Origin of the sequence: Clostridium sp. SHJSY1 (assembly GCF_031626875.1) — a bacterium.
Classification (GTDB): domain Bacteria; phylum Bacillota; class Clostridia; order Clostridiales; family Clostridiaceae; genus Clostridium.
The window spans coordinates 47,920-68,232 of the sequence record NZ_JANDMF010000001.1 but is presented as its reverse complement, the minus strand read 5'-3'; the positions used below and the strand labels follow the sequence as shown (position 1 = coordinate 68,232).

The following is a 20,313-nucleotide window of genomic DNA, read 5'->3' as shown; positions in this document are numbered from 1 at the left end:
GGATTAAGAGGAGGAAGAGGTTATGACCACGATAGATATTTTAGAGGGAAAAGAACAAATAGTTGCAAAATACATACCGTTAGTTAAATATATTGCTTCAAGGGTAAGTTTGGGTAAAAATAAGTATATGGAATATGAGGATTTAGTTAGTTATGGAATGATAGGTTTAATGGATGCTATGTCTAAATTTGATAAGGATAAAGGAATGAAATTTTCTTCTTATGCATCAATAAGAATTAAAGGTGCAATTATTGATGAGATTAGAAAATGCAGACCTATATCTAAAGGCGCGATGGACAAGCTAAATAGATATAATGAAGCTGTTGAAAACTTACAAAGAGAGTTATTAAGAGAGCCATCTATTGAGGAGATAGCTAAACATATGAATCTTTCAATTAATGAAATAGGTGAGATAGAAAATTATATAAATTATATTTCTGTAGTTTCTTTAGAGGATATTATTTTTTCAGATGGAGAAGATATGACTATAATGGGTATAATAGAAGATAAAAATAGTCCTAGTCCTGAACAAAGTTATGAAAAAGAAGAAGAAGTAGAAATACTTGCAAAAGCTATAGAAGAATTAAAAGAAAAGGATAGAATAGTTTTAAATCTATATTATTATGAAGGATTAACGTTGAAAGAGATTGGAACTGTTTTAAATGTATCTGAATCTAGAGTTTGTCAATTACATAGTAGAGCTATTCGTAAATTACGTGAAAAGATGAGTTCTATGAATTATTTGTAAAAGAGGGAGTAATATGCCAATAATATTAATAATAATAGGTCTGCTTTTAATTTACTTAAATTTTAAAGCTATAAGAAAAGATGATAATTCCTTTGGGAATGTGCTAAAATATAAAAAAGAGGATATTTCAGATTTAGAGCTTAAAATTGGGGAAGTAAGAAAAGATATGGCAGAAAGTTTGCTAGAAATTCAGCAAGAGATTTTAGAGCTAAAGAATCATAGGCAAATAGACGATAATAAAGTTGAAAACAAAATAAATCAATCTAAAGATGAAGAATTAGAAGATATAGAATCAAATGATGAAGAAATAGATGAAAAAGCATATCTTCTTGGAGCAGATGAAGGTGTTATTAATAATATTGCAGAGAAGAGTAAAACAGAAAGAATAAAAGAGCTTCTTGAAATGGGATTTAGTGAAGATGAAATTTGTGAGAAGCTCTCGTTAGGTAAGGGGGAAGTATTATTAGTAAAAGGATTATTCAAAAAGTAAAAGAAATAATAGACTTTTTAAGTGATAGAAAGATATTATTTGGAATTGGTATTGGATTGATCCTAGGAGTTATATTTATGCTTGGGTATAAATATAACAATACTATCTCTGATGCCAAAATAGAAGAAAAAGCTAGAGCTATGGGAATGCATTATGAAGGTGAATGTAAAGTGTTTTTTAAAGGGGATGAGAGTAAATGATTAGGAGTCTGTATACAGCAGTATCAGGAATGATAGCTATGGAAAATAAGCAAAATACAGTTACTAACAATATGGCTAATGCAAATACAACAGGTTATAAAAGAGAAACTCTTATGACAAAGAGTTTTAAGGATGTGTTAATTCAAAATAAAGATAAGATAGTTGGAGACAGCAATGTTACTCAAAAACTAGGAAAATTGAGTTTAGGAGTAGCCATAGATGGAGTTAACACAGCATACACTCAAGGAGATATAAAAAAAACAGATAACATTGGAGATTTTGCAATAGATGGTAGAGGTTTCTTTGCCGTTCAAACTGCAGATGGTGTTAAATATACTAGAGATGGTCAGTTTAGAGTTAATAATAATGGTAATTTAGTAAATAACTCAGGAGATCTTGTGCTTGGAATAAATAGTGCAACTGGTGCTATGCAGCCAATTAATGTTGGTAAAGGTGATTATAATATAGATGATTATAATAATATTTATGTAAATGGAGTAACTAGCCAAAAGTTAGCTATAGCAGATTTTCAAGATTACTCACAGCTTAAAAAAGCAGGAGATAATTATTACACTGGAGAAAATCCTATTAATGCAACAAATGCACTAGTTCGTCAAGGAGCATTAGAAACATCTAATGTTAACATAATGAACGAGATGGTAGATATGATAAGTACTATGAGAAGCTTTGAAACAAATCAAAAGTTTATAACTATGATAGATGAAAGTTTAGGAAAAGCTGCAAATGAAGTTGGATCTGTTAAATAAGAGGGGTGATGTGGGATGTATAGAATTTTAAGTACTAGTAAAGCAGGAATGAATGCTAACCAAACTAAGTTAGATGTTATAGGTAATAATATGGCCAATTCTGAAACAACTGGGTATAAGAAAGTAGATGTAGGTTTTCAGAATCTATTAAATGAATCACTTGATAGACAAGGATATCGTGTTAATGATAAAAATGCTTCTATGGGAACTGGTGTAAAGGTGAGTGGATTATTTAGTGATAATTCTCAAGGAAATTTATTTTCTACAGAACTTCCTACAGATTTTGCTCTTGATGGTCCTGGATTTTTTAGAGTTCAATTAGCAAATGGTACTGAAGCATATACCAGAGATGGTTCTTTTAAAATAGATGGAATGGGAAGAATTGTAGATTCTAGTGGTAATAAGATTGAGTTAAATTATATAAATGGAAGATCAGAAGCAAACTGTCAGTTTACAGCAAATAATCTTTTAGTAGATACAAAAGGTAATGTATTTATGAAAGAAGGACAAGACTTTAATAAAGTAGCTGAAATACCAGTATACACAGCAGAAGGTGATAATTCATTTGCTTCTATAGGAAAAAATTTATTTTTACCTCAGCAGGGGGTAAATGTACAGAGAGCAACAGATACTAATATACATCAAGGTATGTTGGAAGCATCAAATGTTGATATAACAACTGAAATGACAGATCTTATAGTAGCTCAAAGAGCATTCCAGCTTTCATCTAAGGGAGTAACTACTGCTGATGAAATGTGGGGAATGATTAACAATATGAGAAGATAAATAATAAAAAAAATTAGTGATAAAACTAAAAAGTTTATCACTAATTTTTTTATTATTACATTAAAGATATTGTATTAGTTAATGGTGGAATAACTTGTTTCTTTCTTGAAAGAACTCCAGGAAGGAAGCAAGTAGAATCTTCTAATGTTACAGAGAAAGTTCTTTCAACTATTTCAGGAGATTTACCAGCTACTAGAACTTGAGAACCTTCATTTAATATATCAGTTAAAAGAAGTATCATTGTGTCAAAATTACCTTCTTCAGCTTTTCTATTCATATAAGAAAGCATTTCTTCCTTAAGAGGCATAAAACCGTCTATATCCATAGTATTTACTTGAGCTACACCAAGCTTTGTATCACCCATTTTAAATGGTTTAAAGTCTTGGTTAAATATTTCTTCTACAGTTTTACCTTGTAGAGAAGTACCAGTTTTAAACATTTCTTTAGCAAAATCTTCTATATCAGAAATACCAGCTATTTCAGCTAACTTTTTGCAAGTATGTATATCTTGTTCTGTGCAAGTTGGGCTTCTAAATAGTAGTGTATCTGAAATTATAGCACCACATAAAAGTCCAGCAGCTTCTTTAGATGGTCTTATTCCATTTTCAAAGAAGCATTTAGCTACTATTGTAGAAGTGCTTCCAAGTGGTTCGTTTCTAAAGTAAATTGGATTATTTGTTTGAATATCTGCAACTCTATGATGGTCTATTATCTCAAGAACTTCTGCTTCACTTAAGCCATCAACAGATTGACCTCTTTCATTATGGTCAACTTGAATAACTTTTTTCTTAAAATCAGAAATAAGGTGGTATCTGGATATTGTTCCAATTACCTTGCCATTTGAATCAGTTACAGGATAGCTTCTAAATCTAGTTTCAATCATAGTTTGCTTAATATCTTCAACTAAATCATCCGCAGAGAAAGATATTAAGTTATCTTTAGCCATTACATAGCTTACAGGAATACTTTGTATTATAAGCCTTGATGCTGTGAATGAATCATGAGGAGTATTTATAATATTAACTCCAGCTTTTTTAGCTTTTTCTATGATTTCATCAGAAACTTTATGTGAACCAGTAACTATCATTAGTGAAACTTTGATATTTAATAAGGCTTCTTGAACATCAGGTCTATCACCAACTATGGCAATATCACCTTCTTCAACCATTCCTTTTAAGCTATCAGGTTGCATTGCTGTTACAACAATCTTACCAGGAAATCTTTGATTGTTAGCATTTATGTATACTTCTTTTCCAGAAAGAGTTTCAATTATATTGTCTATAGTTGTATTACTCTTGTCTAAAATTACATTATCCCATATATCCATATAAGATGAAGTTAAGTTTGAAATAGATAATACTCCAACCAAGTGATCATTAGAATCTGCAACAGGTAGAGATTTTATATTTTTATCTTTCATAATATTCCATGCCATTTTTAATGACATATCAGGTGAAATTGCACTTATATTATCTATATCTAAATCACCAACTTTAAGCTTTACAGTTTCTAGATATTCAGGTGCTTTTACATTAAATCTATCTAAGATGTACTGAGTTTCTCTATTTACATTTCCAAGTCTTACTGGAATTGCAGGAAGCTCACTAGTTTTGTTTTTAAATTCAGCATATGCAAAGGCTGCACATATAGAATCTGAATCTGGATTTTTATGTCCAGTTACATAAACTACATTTTTCAAGACGATTCCTCCTTTTATTTTAAATTTACATATTATATTTTAAGGCTAAAAAGATTAAAAGTAAAGAAATGGTCGAAAGAGAGTTGCAATTTAACTTTTAGAAATATATGTATTTAAATTTTAAGAGGATTTTTAAGAATTAGAACCTCCTAAATTGTGAATTCTTTAATGTTAATTGTGGATAAAAGAAAGAAAAATATATTATGTATTTTTTATTATGTTCTAAGTTAATTAAAGAAAAATATATATATTATAGAGTTTTGTTTAAGGAGGAAAAAGGGTGATACAGGAAAAGACAGTTATTCCAGGACTATCAACAAGAGAAGTTGAAAAAAGGATTAAAAAGTTTGGATTAAATGAATTACAACATAAAAAAAAGATTTCGCCAATTGTTATCTTTTTATCTCAATTTAATGATTTTATGGTATGGGTGCTATTAGGAGCCACAGTTATTTCTGGGATAATGGGTGATACAGCAGACGCCATAACTATAATAATAATAGTTATAGTTAATGCAATACTTGGATTTATTCAAGAATTCAGAACAGAAAAGTCTCTAGAAGCTTTGAAAAATTTGGCAGCACCTACCTGTAAGGTATTTAGGGATGGAAGGATAAAAATTTTAAATTCTATGTATTTAACTATTGGAGATGTTGTGGTCTTAGAAGCAGGGGATAGAGTTCCAGCAGATGGAGAGCTAATGGAAGCTTCAAGTATAATGGTAGATGAATCATTATTAACAGGTGAATCAGTTGGTGTTAATAAGGAACCTAATGGTAAAAATAATAATATGTATATGGGGACAACCATATTAAAAGGTAAAGGGTTATTTAAGGTTACAGGAATAGGAATGAATACTGAAATGGGTAAAATAGCCAACCTTTTAGATAACATTAAAGATGAAAAGTCTCCTTTAAAAGAAAGACTTGAATCATTAGGTAAGATTTTAGTTGTTTTATGTTTAGTTATATGTGCAGTGGTAACAATACTTGGGATAATAAGAGGAAATGATATAACTGAAATGTTCTTGCTTGGTGTAAGCTTAGCTGTAGCTGCTATACCTGAAGGACTTGCTGCTATAGTAACTGTAGCATTAGCTTTAGGGGTATCAAGGATGCTTAAGAGAAATGCACTAATTAGAAAATTACCTGCAGTTGAAACACTTGGTTGCACATCAATAATTTGTTCAGATAAAACAGGAACTTTAACTCAAAATAAGATGACAGTAAAAGAAGTATATATTAATGGTAGAGTTTTTGAACTTGAGAGGGAAAATTTAAAAGATTATGAAATGTTCAGAAAAGCATTAGTATATTGTAATGACTGTAACTATGACTTTAAAGAAAAATATATAGACAGGGTTCTTCGTGGAGATCCAACAGAAACAGCGTTAATAAAGTTATTTTTTGATAAACCACAGCAGCTTGAAAATTACATAGGTAAGGCTGAAAGGGTTTTTGACATTCCTTTTGATTCAACTAGAAAAATGATGTCTGTAATTATGAAAGAAAATGGAAAAGAGACTTGTTATGTAAAAGGAGCTCCAGAAAGATTAATTGAAAAATGTTCTTATATATTAGAGGATAATAAAATAAAACCTTTGACATTTCAAAAGAAAAAGAGGGTGGCTTCTTTTATAGAATCTATGTCTTCTAGGGCATTGAGATGTATTGCAGCTGCTTATAAAGAGGAAGGTTTATTTAAAAATGAAAGATTAGAAGATGGCTTGATATTTTTAGGGGTAGCTGGAAGTATAGATCCACCAAGACTAGAGGCAAGGGATGCTGTATTAAAATGTAAGCTTGCAGGAATCAGACCTATAATGATAACAGGTGACCACAAAAATACAGCTTTAGCTATAGCAAAATCTTTAAATATATGTAATAGTGAAGAACAAGTTATAACTGGTGAAGAATTAGAAAATATGACTGATAAAGAGTTAGATAAAAAACTTACTACAACTAGGGTTTTTGCTAGAGTATCTCCAGATCATAAACTTAGAATAGTTAGAGGTTTTAAAAAGAAAAATAATGTAGTAGCTATGACAGGAGATGGAGTAAATGATGCTCCAGCAATCAAAGAGGCTGATATTGGAATATCTATGGGGCTATCAGGCACAGATGTAACAAAAGAAGCATCATCTATGATACTTATGGATGACAATTTTGCAACTATTGTGGCAGCTGTTGAAGAGGGTAGAGTTATTTATGATAATATAAGAAAATTTATAAGATACTTGCTATCCTGTAATCTAGGTGAAGTATTAACTATGTTCCTAGCATCATTATTTACTTTGCCTAATCCATTAACTCCTATACAGATACTTTTTGTAAATTTAGCAACTGATGGACTTCCAGCCATAGCGTTAGGTGTAGATCCAGCTGATAAAGATATAATGAGACAAACTCCTAGAGAAAAGAAGGAAAGCATATTTGCAAGAGGTTTAGCAGAAAAAATATTGGTAAGAGGATGCTTAATAGGAATTTGTACATTACTTTCATTTATGATATCAAGATTATATGGGATGAATTTAGCAGCTTGTAGGACAATAGCGTTAGCCACTCTTGTAATGTCACAATTATTCCATGTATTTGAATGTAGATCAGAAAGACATTCTATATTTGAAATAAAATTATTTACAAATATTTATTTAGTAGGTGCTGTAAGTATATCTATAATAATGTTATGTGGTATAGTATATGTTCCTTTCTTACAAGGAGTTTTTCATACAGTACCATTAGAATTAAAACAATGGCTAATTGTACTATGTTTCTCAGGTACAATTGCTATGGTTAATAGTATATATTTATTTATAAAAGCAAGATAGTATAAAAAATAGCCTTAGCATGATAAAAATATCAAAGCTAAGGCTATTAAATTTAATATCTCATTCTTCCAGCTTGTTGTCTTGATTTCTTGATTTGTGAGTGGTCTATTGGAACTAAATCTCTCTTTGTAGTTAGATTAAGAACATTTTGCAGTATAAGTATGTCAGCATCTTTTTTGCCCTTCACACCTTTGAGACCCATAAGCATAACTTTATTTCCCACGTTTACTGGGATAAATTCAACTTTTTTAAACCATCTATTTTTTACATATCTAGCTTTAAGTACTGCTCTACCTGCTTCTGGTTTTATAATCATATCTACTACTAATCTATGGAAGAATAAATAATTCTTTTCTTTCATTTTAATAGAAACAACTGTACCAGCAGCACTGGCTATCCTATCTCCGTATTTTTGAAAATAAGAATCTCTAAAATATTTGTCAAACTTATCTCTAAAGCCCATAGCAATTCTCCTTTTTATATAAATATTACCAATAAGTCCTGATAACAATTAAACCTTATCATGTGTATTATATCATAGTTTGAAATTTTATTAAAATAAAATTAATTAATATGTTTACCATTAATTTGACACTGCACTGACAAATTAAATAAATAAAATTAAATCATGGAAATAGATTATAATATGAAAATAAATTAAGGAATAAATAAGTTTTTAAAGTGCTTATTGTAGTATAATTAATATGTACAATTATAAGGGGGAAGAGGAATCAAAATGAAATTAAAAATAAGAAATATTTGTGATTTAGTTATAGATAATTTGAGAAAAGCAAAAGAAGAGTTAAGATTTGATGGAGATTATATTAATCATTTTTCATCATTAATTTTTTCGGGGCAAAAGAAGGAAGTTATGGCAGAAAAAACAAAAGAGGTTAGGATTCTAATTAATAAAGAAACTTCAAGAATGTCTTCTTTTAGAGGGGATATTTTATATATGGTATCTCAATTAATAGCTTTAGAAAATAATGCGTCTATGTTTATAAATGAAATCCTTTCCATATACGACAAACTTATGGAATTGGGATTTAAAGATAGCCAAAATCTAGTTTTAGCAAGTTATGCCTTAGTTAAATATACAAAAGAAGATGAAAGAATTGAAAAAATCCTAAAAATGAGAGAAATTTATGAAGGGATAAGAGCTAAATATAATAATGTAACAAATCATGAAGACTACTTACAATGTGCTCTTTTAGCTATAAATAATGTAAAGAAAGATTATATTATAGAATATATGGATAATATATTTGATAGATATAGTAAGATAGAGATGCTTTCAAACAATAGCATACAAGGACTAGCTATGACATTAATGATAAACAAAAATGAATCTGCAGCTGAAAGGATGGAAGATTTATTAGTTGAGTTTGAGAAAGAAGATATAAAAGTAAGTCATCAATTATTACCTTTACTTGGATCTGTAGCAGGAAAGGAAGAACCAAAAAAATATATAAATAAAATAAATGAAGTGATAAAATACTTATGTGATGAAGAAGGGCAATATGAATTTTATATGGATAAAGGATTTAGAATGTTTATAGCTATTGCCATAATAGAATATTCACGAAATTATAAACATGAGAGGTATATAAATGAGCTTTTATCTGTTGGAATATACTCAATGCTTGTAAGCAAAAATCAAGGTATATTAGAGGATGTATTAGCTTAGAAAAAATATAGTTATGAATAGAATTATATTACATGTAGATATGGATGCATTTTTTGCATCCGTTGAACAAAAAGACAATCCTAGATTAAAAGGAAAACCAGTTATAGTTGGAGGAATAGGAGAAAGAGGAGTTGTATCCACTTGTTCATATGAAGCTAGAAAATATGGAGTGCATTCAGCCATGCCTATCTTTTTAGCTAGAAGTAAATGTCCAATGGGAATATTTTTGCCTGTTAGATATTATAGATATAGAGAAATTTCAGAAAGAGTTTTTGAAATTTTTAAAGAAGTTACTCCTATAATAGAGCCTCTTTCAATAGATGAGGCTTTTTTGGATATTTCAAATAGTAGATTTAATAGTGGAGAAAAAGCAGGTTTATATATAAAAGAAAGAGTTAGAAAGGAATTAGGACTAACTCTTTCTATTGGTATTTCTTACAATAAATTTTTAGCAAAGCTTGCTTCAGATTGGAATAAACCAAACGGTATTATGTTTATTAGTGAAAATATGGTTCCAAACATTTTAAAGCCATTACCTATATCAAAAGTATTTGGTCTTGGAAAGAAATCAGTAGGGAAATTAAATAATATGGGGATTTTCACTATAGAAGATTTATATGAGTTGCCAAAAGATTTTCTACAAGAGAGATTAGGAAAGATGGGGCTTGTTGTATATGATAGGATTAGGGGGATAGACAATAGAGAAGTAGAAACCTTTAGGGAGAGAAAGTCTGTTGGAAAAGAGAGAACACTTAGGGAGAATACAAGTGATAAAGATGAATTATTAGGTTATATTAAAGGTTTTTCAAAAGAAGTAAGTTCTATTTTAATGTCAAAAAATATTTTAGGTAAAACAGTAACTTTAAAATATAAGACAGGTGATTTTGAAAGCCATACAAGAAGTAAAACATTAAATCATTATATTTGTACAGCAGAGGAAATATATGAATCTATTAAAGAAATTCTTGAAGTAGAAGAACTAAGTGAAGATATCAGATTAATAGGAATTAGTGTGTCTTCTTTTAAAGAAACAAGAATAGAACAATTAAGTTTATTCTAGATGATAAGAATGTTAAATATATAATAAAAATTTTCATAAAAGTGTTGTCTAAATAGGAACTATAGGAATATTAATATAGTAGATTACTAAAAAGGAGGGAACTACTTCAATAAGACTGAGTAAGACAGTTTTAAAAGTGGGTAATTATTAAATGAAAAGAGAGTTAACTCCAAATGAAGTGCTATTTAATATTGATTTAAATGAAGGAGAAGAGAATGCAAAGTTTAATGATATTCCTGGTATAAGTTTAGCATATCAAAAAGTTAAAAGAGCTATTGAAATCAAAGAGGAAGGATATAATCTTTATTTAATAGATTCTTTTTCTAAAGATAAATTAAATGATTTGATCAAGTTCATTGAAAATCTTTATAAAAATTCTGATTCTCCAAAAGATATTTGTTATGTGACTATAGATGATCCTAAAAAGCCAGAGCCTATTTTTTTAGCTAATGGAAAAGGGAAAGAGCTTAAAAATGAAGTAGAAAATATTAAAAATAGCTATTATGAAGTTGTTATGGATTTTTATAATACTTCTTCAGAATCTGAAAAGGATAGTATAATAGAAGAGGTTCATAGTAAGAGGAGTAATTACATTGGTGAGCTTGTTGAGATAGCAAAAGATGAAGGCTTTGATGTAAAAGCCACTACTGGTGGATTTGCTTTCCTTCCTTTAAAAGAAGGAAAAGTTATGACAGAAAAAGAATATGACATTTTAGCTGATGATTCTAAGGATGAAATAGTTAAGAGAGCATCCAAACTTAGAAATAAGGCAGAAGTTGTATTGGAAAAATTAAAGGATATTGAACTTACTTCAATTACAAAATTAAAGGATATATATTCAGAGTTTTTGGATGTAGAGCTTGAAGAGGAAAAAGAAGAATGCTTATTAAAATTTATAACTGATGATGATGTTTATGAATATTTAGAAAAGTTATTTTATAATATTGAAAAAAGTTTGGTAGATTGCTATACCATTAATATTGAGGAAGATGAAAGTGTTATTAATGAAATATTAAATAAATATGATATATCAGTTTTGGTGGATAATAGTAATTATAAAAAGCCTAGAGTGATTTTTGAGGAAGATCCAAGTGTAATGAATTTAATGGGAAATGTAGAATATGAAAATCATAATGGATTATATACTACTGAACTTTCACTAATAACACCAGGATCTTTAATTTTAGCTAATGAAGGATGCATAATTTTAAGATTAAGTCAGCTTGTAAACAATAATTTTAGTTATTATTCTTTAAAGAAGGCTTTAATGTCTGGTAAAGTAAATATAGATTCAGCTAGAAGTTATTTAGAGCTATTATCTATTAATGGATTAAAGCCTAAGCCTATGCCTGTTAAAGTAAAGGTAATCATAATAGGCGATTATGAGAGCTACGATATCCTTTATGATGCAGATGAGGATTTTAGAAGATTATTCCCTTTAAGAGTAGAATTTTCTAATGTAATTAATTATAAAGATATAAAAGGGAAAGTCATAAAAGAATATATAAAAGAAAGAGTTAAAAAGTATAATTTAAATGATATTGATGATGAAGGTGTTAAGGAACTAATTAAATATTTATCTAGAAAAGCCAATAGTAAGGAAAAGGTTAGTATAGATGAAGTTGATGTGGATAAAATTTTAATCTTATCAGGTAGTGAGGTTAAAGATCAAAGGCGAAAATCCATTTCCGGAAAAGATATAATAAAAGTAGCATATGAGGAAGAATTAATAGAAGAACAAATAATGGAAATGTATGAAGAAAAGAAAATCTTTATTTCATTAAAGGGGAAGATGGTAGGAACTATAAATGGATTAGCAGTATTGAATTCGGGTTATTATAGTTTTGGAAAGCCAATGAAAGTTACATGTATTGCATGTAAGGGCGATGGGAAAATAATAGATATACAAAAGGAAAGTAACATGTCAGGAAGTATTCATGAAAAATCAATAAATATACTTTCTGGACTTTTAAGTAATATTATAAATCCTTACGAAAAGTTGCCTATAGATTTTCATTTAAGTTTTGAACAAACCTATGGAAAAATAGATGGAGATAGTGCATCTGTTGCTGAAATATTATGTATATTATCTGCTTTAAGCAAATATGGAATTAGGCAAAATATTGCAGTAACAGGGTCAATTAATCAATTCGGAGAAGTTCAACCTATAGGTGGAGTAAATGAAAAGATAGAAGGATTTTATAAAACCTGTAAACTCATGGGAGAATGTGGAGATAAAGGTGTTTTGATTCCTTCATCAAATAGAGAAGAAATAATTTTAAAACCAGAGGTAGAGGAAGCAGTTTCAAAAGGAGCATTTCATATCTATACAATGGATAATTTAGAAGATGCAATAGAAGTTATGATGTTAGAGGAAAATCAAACTATAGAAGAATTTTTTAAGGATATTTCCAAGGAAATAGATAAATATAGGACAAAACAAAAATAGTAAGAAATATAAAGCGAAGCTAGTGGATTTTTTCAACAAGCTTCGCTTTATATTTTTAATATTATACCAATAAATGTAATAAAAATTATAATATTGTTGACTAACATTTAACAACTGTGATAAAATATGGAAAAAGAGCTTTTGAGGGAGGTGAATTACTCTAAGGGAAATCTCTAGGGTAACATAATATGTATCTAAAGTTTGAAAAAAAAGAGGATAAGCTCATTGCAAATTTAGTAGGTGAACTAGATCATCATAGTGCAGAAGAAGTAAGAGTTAAAATTGATGATAGAATCGATAGGGATAATATTCAAAAATTAATTTTAAATTTTTCAGGAGTAACCTTTATGGACAGTTCTGGAATTGGAGTTGTAGTTGGAAGATATAAAAAGATATCAGCAAAAGGTGGTGCACTTTGTGTAACTAATGTAAATAATGGTGTTAATAGAGTATTTGAGTTGTCAGGATTATTTAAAATTATCGATAGCTATAGTAACTTGACAGAAGCACTAAAGTGCATTTAATGGAGGGGTTTTACATGTATGATAATAAAATTAAAATTGAATTTGAAAGTAAGTCCCAAAATGAGGGCTTTGCAAGAGTTGCAATAGCAGCTTTTGTATCTCAGCTAGATCCAACAATAGAAGAGATAACAGATGTAAAAACAGCTGTATCAGAAGCTGTCACAAATTCAATCATTCATGGCTATGAAGGAAAAGAGGACAAAAAGGTTTTTATAGAAGCTGAATTATTAAAGAATGAAATTACCATAACAATAATTGATCATGGAAATGGAATAGAAGATGTAGAAAAAGCAAAAGAGCCTTTATATACATCAAGGCCAGACCTTGAAAGGTCTGGAATGGGCTTCACTGTTATGGAAACCTTTATGGATAGCATGGAAGTTGAAAGCAAAAGGGGAGAAGGTACAAGGGTAGTATTAAAGAAGAAATTTAGTACAGTGAGTTAGGTGGATTGGTATGGAGAAAGGGAATTTTAAAAGAGAGGAATATAATTACGAAGATAACACTGAGTTACTTCCTCGAGCAAAAGATGGCGATGAACTAGCTATGAATAGGTTAATAGAGATGAACCTTCCTCTTGTATCCTCCTTGAGTAAGAAGTTCTTAAATAGAGGATATGATTATGAAGATATATTTCAAATAGGTTGTATTGGCCTTGTTAAGGCTATAAAGAATTTTGATGCAGCCTATAATGTTAAGTTTTCTACTTATGCTGTTCCTATGATTATGGGTGAAATCAAGAGATTTCTTAGAGATGATGGAATGATTAAGGTAAGTAGAAATGTAAAAAGTTTAGCTAGAAAGATTCACTTTGATAAAGAAGAGTTAACTAAAAAATTAGACAGAGAACCAACAATAGATGAATTGGCCACTTATTCTGGAATAGAAAAGGAAGATATAGTATTTGCTATAGAATCATCATCAAGTTTACAGTATTTATATGATACTATACATCAAGAAGATGGTGCTCCTGTTCTATTAATAGATAAGCTAAGTGAAAATGGAACTGATGATGATGAAATGGTTGACAGTATTGCATTAAAAGAAGCTTTAAGAAGTTTAGATGAAAAGGCTAGACAGATTATTGTACTTAGATATTTTAAGGATAAAACTCAGGTTCAGGTGGCTAAGATGTTAGGGATTAGTCAGGTGCAGGTTTCTAGGATTGAGAAGAAGGTTTTACTTGTTATGAGGGAAAAACTACAAGATTAATGGATAGATTAATTGAGAACTGACCTTCAATCATTAAGTTGTTAGTGATTGGAGGTTTTGTTTTTTTTATTTAGTGAAGAGTAAAAGTATGTAAATTCTTTATATGGATTAAAAGAACTTAAAATATAGAACTAAAGTTTTTTTATTACTATTCGACTATATATAGGTAAATGTTTCTGTTTGAGGAGGAGAAAAATGAAAAGAAATTTCAAAATAATAATATCTATATTTATGGGAATTGTTATTATATGTACATTGAAGACATATGCAAATGCTGGGACTGCCATTAACAAGTCTGATAGTAAGGTACACAAAAATGAAATAATGAAAGGTGTTAGTAATTTAAACAATACATCTAATAATAGTGCTAAAGTTGATGATATACTAAAATATCCTGAAAAAGGGTGGAATAGATATGATGATACAAATAGCTTAATACAATATACAACAGATACAAAAGTAATAGGTTGGACAGAAGGTTACAGTGATAGTGGAGATAATATTGACCATATGTTTTATGACTCAACAGAGAGTTATGAAGCGAGCAGAGGTCATAGTGTTAAGTTTAGAATTAATGGAAGCAAATTTAGAGTTATAGGAATGCTATGGAAACTTCCTCAAAGTTATATTACTAAGTATAATCCTACAAAAAATATGGATATTTTAATTGATGGAACAAAGGTTGATAATTTTTGGCCAATTTGTGAGAGTAATAGTAATAGTTTTGTTGAACAAGCTCTACTATATGAATATTCCTTTAATTCTGTTGGAGTACATGATGTGGAGATAAAGTTAACAAGTCCAGCACATGGAGGAATATATCCTTGGTATGAGATGGGATTAGATGCAATAGATATTGATGGGCAATTGGTGGATTCTACAACACCTATAACGCCTACAACACAACTTAAACCAGTATTAAATATAGAAACACCACAAATAGGAAAGATATATACAGGCACAATGCCAGTAAGTGGGTATGCATTAAATCCATCTGGAGTAAAATCAGTAAAAATATATTTAGATGATAAATATTCAAAAGATGCAACAATAGGGGGAGCAAGAGCAGATGTAGAACAAAAATATCAAGGGTATCCTGGGGCTAGTACAAGTGGATTTTCAACTAGCTATAGTGTAAATAGTTTTACTCTTGGAAATCATACTATGAAAGTACAATCAATAGGTAATGATGGTAGTATAGAAGAGCGTAATCTGTACTTATATGTATTTGAAAATAATATATTAGTGCAAACTACTCCAATAAATGAAAGAATTCCATTGTATAGATATTATATATATTCAAATGGAGCACATTTTTACACAACTGATTTTAGTGAGTTGGGAAAAGGTGGAGGAAACTATTTATATGATGGGATACAATGTTATGTTTATAAGGATAACTTATATGGAACAAGTCCATTATATAGATATTATAATGCATCACTTGATGATTTTTATTATACAACTAATTTTGATGAATTGGGTAATGGTAAAAATGGCTATAGTTATGTTAGTATACAGTGTTATGTTTACAGAAATCAAGTAAATGGTACAAAACCATTATATAGATATTCTAGATATGTTGATGGAGTACATTTTTATACAACTAATATAAATGAGTTAGGAAATGGAAATGATAATTATAAATATGATGGAATAGCTTGTTATGTGCTGGGTAATTAATTGGAGAGATAAAAGAATATGATTAAAAAATCAAATAAGAAAAGATAAATTGTCTAAAAAGTGAAAATAAGATAGACAAGCTACAACTCAAATAATTAAGTTGTAGCTTGTCTGCTTATTTTACCATTCACCTTTATAAGCAATAACATAAACAGTAACATTTCTTCTTCCCCAATTGATACATTCTTGGTTACTATTTAAAAATAAATCTATAATATTTCCCTTAATAGCTCCACCAGTATCAGCGGCTATAGCATAACCATATCCAACTACATATACTTTACTTCCTAAAGGAATTACTCTAGGATCAACAGCTATAGTGCTCAATCCGTTAGGATTTCTAACTGGAGTTGTTCCTGTTGCAGTTATTGAATTGGCAGTATAAGCAGTGGCCTCCATACTTAAAGTTTTCTTATATGTAGTTGGAGCTCCACCTGAAACAGTAGTTTCTGGCTGCTTTAATGCAGCTATTTTTTTATTACCTTTTGCAATAGCATTATTAGCTGTCGCTTTTACAGAATCAGTAGTAAGTTGAGGTAATAACCCCTTTAAATTATCAATAGCTTCACTTAGTGCTTTTGCATCATTACTAGAATTAATAATTGAAACTGAATTTTTAATAAGGTTGTCTTCATTTTGACGAACTTCCTCTGCTATACGAGCTCTTTCAGCATCAAGTTTAGCTTTATTTTCTGCAATTATAGCTTCTTGCTTTTTTATATCATCTATTTTTGTTTGAATTTCTTTATTTTTAGATGATAAATCTTCTTTTTGCTTAGTAATAGAATTAATAGATTCAGTAAGTTGACTAACTTTTTCATGTATTCCATCTACTAATTTTTTATCCTGTGTAATAAGCAATCTACAAGAATTAAGCCTTTCAAAAAAGTCACCAACACTTTCAGCCTCAGTAATAAAAGCTAAGTAACTTAATTCAGAGTAACTACCACTCTTATACATTTCTCTTAATCGCATAGACAATGTATCTTCTGATTTATTAACTTCTTCATTTAGAGAAGTAATTTTTCCTTGATTACTATTAATTTCAGTTTGAATCTTTTTTATAGATTCTTCATTAGTTGCTATTTCTGCTTGAAGTTCTTCAACATCTTTCTTTGAATTTGAAATATCAACATCTATTAATCTTACTTCATCAGAAACAATGTTAAATTCAAATTTAGTATCATCTAATGGACTAGCTTCAGCAATAAGAGGCACATTAATTGATAAAAGTACAATTGCAAAGACAATTGATGTAAATTTTTTCATATAATCACCTATATTTTATATTAGAGAATGAACACAATCTCTTCATATAATAATAACATAATATTGAAAAAAGGACAAATTTGTTGGATTATAAAGAAAAATAGCTAAACAAACACAAAAAAGTATAATAAAAAGAAATGTTAATAGAAAGTTGTGCAATATGACTTAAGGATTATGCATAATGCATGTAACTAGTGCAGTGTGCCTTTAAAATAATTAAGTGTCATTAAAAAAAATAATAGATTATAAATTTAATCCTAAAAAGTTAGAGATTAAACAATAAAATATGGGCTAATTTAGTATTTTAGTTTTTTATTTGATTTTTTTTATAAAAAATATGTAAGGATACTCGAAAATATATTATAATATATTAAGGTATAAAGAATCACATGAATGGAGGATGCATTTTGAACATTTATAGCAATAATTCTTGGAAAGCTATTGTTGAAATGCTTAAAAGTGATATATATAAGGGATTAAATGAAGAAGAATGTGAGAAACGAAGAAAAGGGTCAGGTGATAATAAAGTCTTTGTTATGCATAACAGAGGAATTATGACATCTTTAAAAAATTTTTTCAGTATATATATTTTTTTAAGTATTGCAATAGCAGGTGTTTTATTTTATCTTAGTGAATATGTTATGGGAAGCATATCTACTGCTATTATATTTATAAGTTTATTAATAAAAATAGCTCATGCAAAGAGCAAGGCAAACAAAACAAAATTTTTACAAAATTTGAACAATACAAATACTAAAGTACTTCGTGATGGTGTTACAAAAGTAATTAAATCTGAAGAGTTAGTAAAAGGTGATATAGTATATTTTTCCAAAGGCTCATTAGTTCCAGCAGATATTAGAATAATTACAGCAACAGAGATAAAGGTTGATGAAAAAAATATTACTGGAGAAAATTTTTTAAAGGATAAATTTGATAGTAAAATAGATGATGATATTTTTTCTATAGAAGAAATGAAAAACATGTTATTTAAAGGTTCTGTAGTTATAGAAGGTGAAGGATCTGGAATTGTGGTTGAAACAGGTGATTCAACAGAGCTTGGAAAAATGTTTACTTTGATAATGCATTCTAATAAAAATAAACATACTTTAGGCAAAAAAATAGAAAAGAGACTTGGAAAAATAATCTTTATACTTTTGTTGGTTGCAGTTTCTGCATCTATTTTAAGCTATTATTTTATGAAGGATTTTTATCAATTGAGTTTATCTTTATTTGCTATACAGAGTATACCTTTTATAAGCATTGCTTTTTTATATGTAATAATATTAAAAAAAGATTTACATAAAAAAGGTATAGATTTAGTAAATGTGTCTACATTAGATATAATAAGTGAAATAGAAATTCTTTTTATGGATAAAATTGGTTCAGTTACAAAGGCAAAAATGACTGTAGATAAGTTGTATGTAAATAATAGAATTGTTAACGGTAAAGAAATTACATATAATAGAGAGATTACAGTTAAAAGGTTAATTGAAACCATAGTGCTTTGTAACAATGCTACTTATGATTCAGAGCAAGATATTGGCGAGGGTGAATTAAAAGAAGTAGCATATTTAAAATTTGCAAATGAAAAGATGGTATATAAATCTATGCTAGAGGGAGATCATAGAAGAGTTTTTGAAATTCCTATGGATACAGATAAAAGGGTAATAACAACAGTAAACAAAGTAAAGCAAGGTTCAAGGTCAAATTCAAGAGGAAATGTTGATGCTGTACTTGATAGATGCAGTCATATAATGATTGATGGGCTAGAGAAAGAAATTACCCCTGAAGATATAGAAAGAATCAAAGCTGTTGATTATAATTTTTCTTTGGAAGGATTAATTACACAAGGGATAGCCTACAGAAGTTTTAATTACACTCCATCAAGGGAAGAAAATATAGAAAATAATTTAGTCTTTGTAGGATTAGTTGCTTTAGATAATCCTTTAAATGATGACTTAGAAAATGATATGGAAGAAATTAAAAATAGAGGTATCATACCCATTATGATTACTGATGATAATAAAATAGTAGCAACTTCGATAGGTAAAAAAGCAAAGTTGACTTCATCAAATAGTAAAGTTATTAGTGGTGTTGAGATTTATTCTTTAGGAAATGAAGAACTTATTGATACAGTTGGAAAAACAAGAGTATTTTCAAGAGTTACTCCAGAACTTAAAGCTAAGATAATAGGCTTATTTATTAAAGACAAATATAAAGTAGCAGCAAGTGGAGAAAACTTGGGTGATTTACCAGCAATAAGTTTATCTAGCTTAGGAATAGGAAAAGGAAATGCTCCAAAGATAATAAAAAATGCAGCAGATTTATTCATTAAGAATAATTATTTAAAAGGATTTTTGAGCATATTTGATACAGCCAAGAGATTTAACGAAGGAATAGATAAAGTTGAAACTGCATTAATATCATTACTATTTTCAGAAATAGTTGTAGTTAATTCTTTACCTATGATAAATACTGAAATAAGGATGAATTATATACCGATATTTGTGGTAAATGTGGTTTTAGCTATACCATTATTTTTAGCTTTAATTAGTTCGCCTAAAGGTAAGGATAAAAGATATATTTTAAGAGGTATTGTAAATAGTATGCTTGTTTTGGGCGCACTATATGATGTGAATAGTAATTTTCAAGAAATATTAATAGCAACATTAGGAGCATTTATCATAATACATGTATTTTTTAATATTTCAATATCATTTAAGAAGGTATCTATTCAATTGATTTTATTTATTACTGGAATAGTTTTATGGCTTGCTTCAATAGGTGGATTAGTTCTCTTAAATGGATTGGCTTTAACATCCTATAGTTTAATAAAATTAGGAGTTATTATCTTGATTAACTTAATATATGAATTAATATTGAAAAGATGTCAATGATTAATGATGAGGTGA

The 20,313-nt window shown here is 28.9% G+C and carries 17 protein-coding genes; 14 read left to right on the top strand and 3 right to left on the bottom strand.

Annotation, left to right across the window (positions count from 1 at the left end; all coding sequences use genetic code 11):
- The first annotated feature begins 22 nt into the window (after positions 1-22).
- The 5 genes from NNC19_RS00285 (at position 23) to NNC19_RS00265 (ending at position 2,991) form a co-directional block, all read left to right on the top strand.
- Positions 23-748, top strand: coding sequence for a FliA/WhiG family RNA polymerase sigma factor (locus NNC19_RS00285; RefSeq protein WP_310936581.1), 726 nt, complete (start codon positions 23-25; stop codon positions 746-748).
- 13 nt (positions 749-761) lie between these two features.
- Positions 762-1,238, top strand: coding sequence for a hypothetical protein (locus tag NNC19_RS00280; RefSeq protein ID WP_310936580.1), 477 nt, complete (start codon positions 762-764; stop codon positions 1,236-1,238).
- A 77-nt stretch (positions 1,239-1,315) separates the two neighbouring features.
- Positions 1,316-1,438, top strand: coding sequence for a hypothetical protein (locus tag NNC19_RS00275; protein WP_310936579.1), 123 nt, complete (start codon positions 1,316-1,318; stop codon positions 1,436-1,438).
- Positions 1,435-2,205, top strand: coding sequence for a flagellar hook-basal body complex protein (locus NNC19_RS00270; RefSeq protein WP_310936578.1), 771 nt, complete (start codon positions 1,435-1,437; stop codon positions 2,203-2,205). The genes NNC19_RS00275 and NNC19_RS00270 overlap by 4 nt, the downstream gene beginning before the upstream one ends.
- A 15-nt stretch (positions 2,206-2,220) precedes the next feature.
- On the top strand, positions 2,221-2,991 hold the full coding sequence (locus tag NNC19_RS00265; protein WP_310936577.1) for a flagellar hook-basal body complex protein: 771 nt from the start codon (positions 2,221-2,223) through the stop codon (positions 2,989-2,991).
- Positions 2,992-3,046: 55 nt separating this feature from the next.
- Here NNC19_RS00265 and NNC19_RS00260 read toward each other — a convergent pair whose 3' ends face one another.
- Positions 3,047-4,690, bottom strand: coding sequence for a putative manganese-dependent inorganic diphosphatase (locus tag NNC19_RS00260; protein ID WP_310936576.1), 1,644 nt, complete (start codon positions 4,688-4,690; stop codon positions 3,047-3,049).
- Between the two features lie 280 nt (positions 4,691-4,970).
- On the opposite strand from NNC19_RS00260, the gene NNC19_RS00255 reads away from it, so the two are divergent.
- Complete coding sequence (locus NNC19_RS00255; RefSeq protein WP_310936575.1) at positions 4,971-7,517, top strand: calcium-translocating P-type ATPase, SERCA-type; 2,547 nt, start codon at positions 4,971-4,973, stop codon at positions 7,515-7,517.
- Between the two features lie 52 nt (positions 7,518-7,569).
- Here NNC19_RS00255 and NNC19_RS00250 read toward each other — a convergent pair whose 3' ends face one another.
- Positions 7,570-7,980 (bottom strand): hypothetical protein, encoded by a 411-nt coding sequence (locus NNC19_RS00250; RefSeq protein WP_310936574.1) that lies wholly within the window; start codon positions 7,978-7,980, stop codon positions 7,570-7,572.
- A gap of 273 nt (positions 7,981-8,253) precedes the next feature.
- On the opposite strand from NNC19_RS00250, the gene NNC19_RS00245 reads away from it, so the two are divergent.
- The 7 genes from NNC19_RS00245 to NNC19_RS00215 all read left to right on the top strand — a co-directional run bounded on the left by NNC19_RS00245 (position 8,254) and on the right by NNC19_RS00215 (position 16,132).
- Positions 8,254-9,204, top strand: coding sequence for a DUF4003 family protein (locus NNC19_RS00245; RefSeq protein ID WP_310936573.1), 951 nt, complete (start codon positions 8,254-8,256; stop codon positions 9,202-9,204).
- Between the two features lie 13 nt (positions 9,205-9,217).
- Positions 9,218-10,264, top strand: coding sequence for a DNA polymerase IV (locus tag NNC19_RS00240; protein WP_310936572.1), 1,047 nt, complete (start codon positions 9,218-9,220; stop codon positions 10,262-10,264).
- Between the two features lie 151 nt (positions 10,265-10,415).
- Complete coding sequence (locus NNC19_RS00235) at positions 10,416-12,713, top strand: AAA family ATPase (RefSeq protein ID WP_310936571.1); 2,298 nt, start codon at positions 10,416-10,418, stop codon at positions 12,711-12,713.
- A 188-nt stretch (positions 12,714-12,901) separates the two neighbouring features.
- Positions 12,902-13,237 carry an anti-sigma F factor antagonist gene (gene spoIIAA / locus NNC19_RS00230; protein WP_310936570.1) on the top strand — a complete coding sequence of 112 codons (336 nt, stop codon included), beginning with the start codon at positions 12,902-12,904 and terminating at the stop codon, positions 13,235-13,237.
- Positions 13,238-13,251: 14 nt separating this feature from the next.
- Complete coding sequence (gene spoIIAB, locus NNC19_RS00225) at positions 13,252-13,683, top strand: anti-sigma F factor (RefSeq protein WP_310936569.1); 432 nt, start codon at positions 13,252-13,254, stop codon at positions 13,681-13,683.
- 10 nt (positions 13,684-13,693) lie between these two features.
- Positions 13,694-14,449, top strand: a complete 756-nt coding sequence (gene sigF / locus NNC19_RS00220) for an RNA polymerase sporulation sigma factor SigF (RefSeq protein WP_310936568.1) — start codon at positions 13,694-13,696, stop codon at positions 14,447-14,449.
- A 195-nt stretch (positions 14,450-14,644) separates the two neighbouring features.
- Positions 14,645-16,132, top strand: coding sequence for an Ig-like domain-containing protein (locus NNC19_RS00215; protein WP_310936567.1), 1,488 nt, complete (start codon positions 14,645-14,647; stop codon positions 16,130-16,132).
- A 120-nt stretch (positions 16,133-16,252) separates the two neighbouring features.
- Here the strand turns inward: NNC19_RS00215 and NNC19_RS00210 are convergent, their stop codons facing one another.
- The gene (locus NNC19_RS00210; RefSeq protein WP_310936566.1) at positions 16,253-17,401 is read right to left on the bottom strand and encodes a 3D domain-containing protein; all 1,149 of its coding nucleotides are present in this window, start codon (positions 17,399-17,401) and stop codon (positions 16,253-16,255) included.
- A 407-nt stretch (positions 17,402-17,808) separates the two neighbouring features.
- Here NNC19_RS00210 and NNC19_RS00205 point away from each other — a divergent pair, with 407 nt between their 5' ends.
- Positions 17,809-20,298, top strand: a complete 2,490-nt coding sequence (locus NNC19_RS00205; RefSeq protein ID WP_310936565.1) for a cation-transporting P-type ATPase — start codon at positions 17,809-17,811, stop codon at positions 20,296-20,298.
- Positions 20,299-20,313 lie beyond the last annotated feature (15 nt).

Coding starts and splice junctions, on each gene's coding strand:
- NNC19_RS00265 (WP_310936577.1), top strand. CDS start 2,221: ATGTATAGAATTTTAAGTACTAGTAAAGCAGGAATGAATGCTAACCAA.
- NNC19_RS00235 (WP_310936571.1), top strand. CDS start 10,416: ATGAAAAGAGAGTTAACTCCAAATGAAGTGCTATTTAATATTGATTTA.
- NNC19_RS00240 (WP_310936572.1), top strand. CDS start 9,218: ATGAATAGAATTATATTACATGTAGATATGGATGCATTTTTTGCATCC.
- NNC19_RS00270 (WP_310936578.1), top strand. CDS start 1,435: ATGATTAGGAGTCTGTATACAGCAGTATCAGGAATGATAGCTATGGAA.
- NNC19_RS00210 (WP_310936566.1), bottom strand. CDS start 17,401: ATGAAAAAATTTACATCAATTGTCTTTGCAATTGTACTTTTATCAATT.
- NNC19_RS00285 (WP_310936581.1), top strand. CDS start 23: ATGACCACGATAGATATTTTAGAGGGAAAAGAACAAATAGTTGCAAAA.
- NNC19_RS00250 (WP_310936574.1), bottom strand. CDS start 7,980: ATGGGCTTTAGAGATAAGTTTGACAAATATTTTAGAGATTCTTATTTT.
- NNC19_RS00280 (WP_310936580.1), top strand. CDS start 762: ATGCCAATAATATTAATAATAATAGGTCTGCTTTTAATTTACTTAAAT.
- spoIIAA (WP_310936570.1), top strand. CDS start 12,902: ATGTATCTAAAGTTTGAAAAAAAAGAGGATAAGCTCATTGCAAATTTA.
- NNC19_RS00275 (WP_310936579.1), top strand. CDS start 1,316: ATGCTTGGGTATAAATATAACAATACTATCTCTGATGCCAAAATAGAA.
- spoIIAB (WP_310936569.1), top strand. CDS start 13,252: ATGTATGATAATAAAATTAAAATTGAATTTGAAAGTAAGTCCCAAAAT.
- sigF (WP_310936568.1), top strand. CDS start 13,694: ATGGAGAAAGGGAATTTTAAAAGAGAGGAATATAATTACGAAGATAAC.
- NNC19_RS00215 (WP_310936567.1), top strand. CDS start 14,645: ATGAAAAGAAATTTCAAAATAATAATATCTATATTTATGGGAATTGTT.
- NNC19_RS00245 (WP_310936573.1), top strand. CDS start 8,254: ATGAAATTAAAAATAAGAAATATTTGTGATTTAGTTATAGATAATTTG.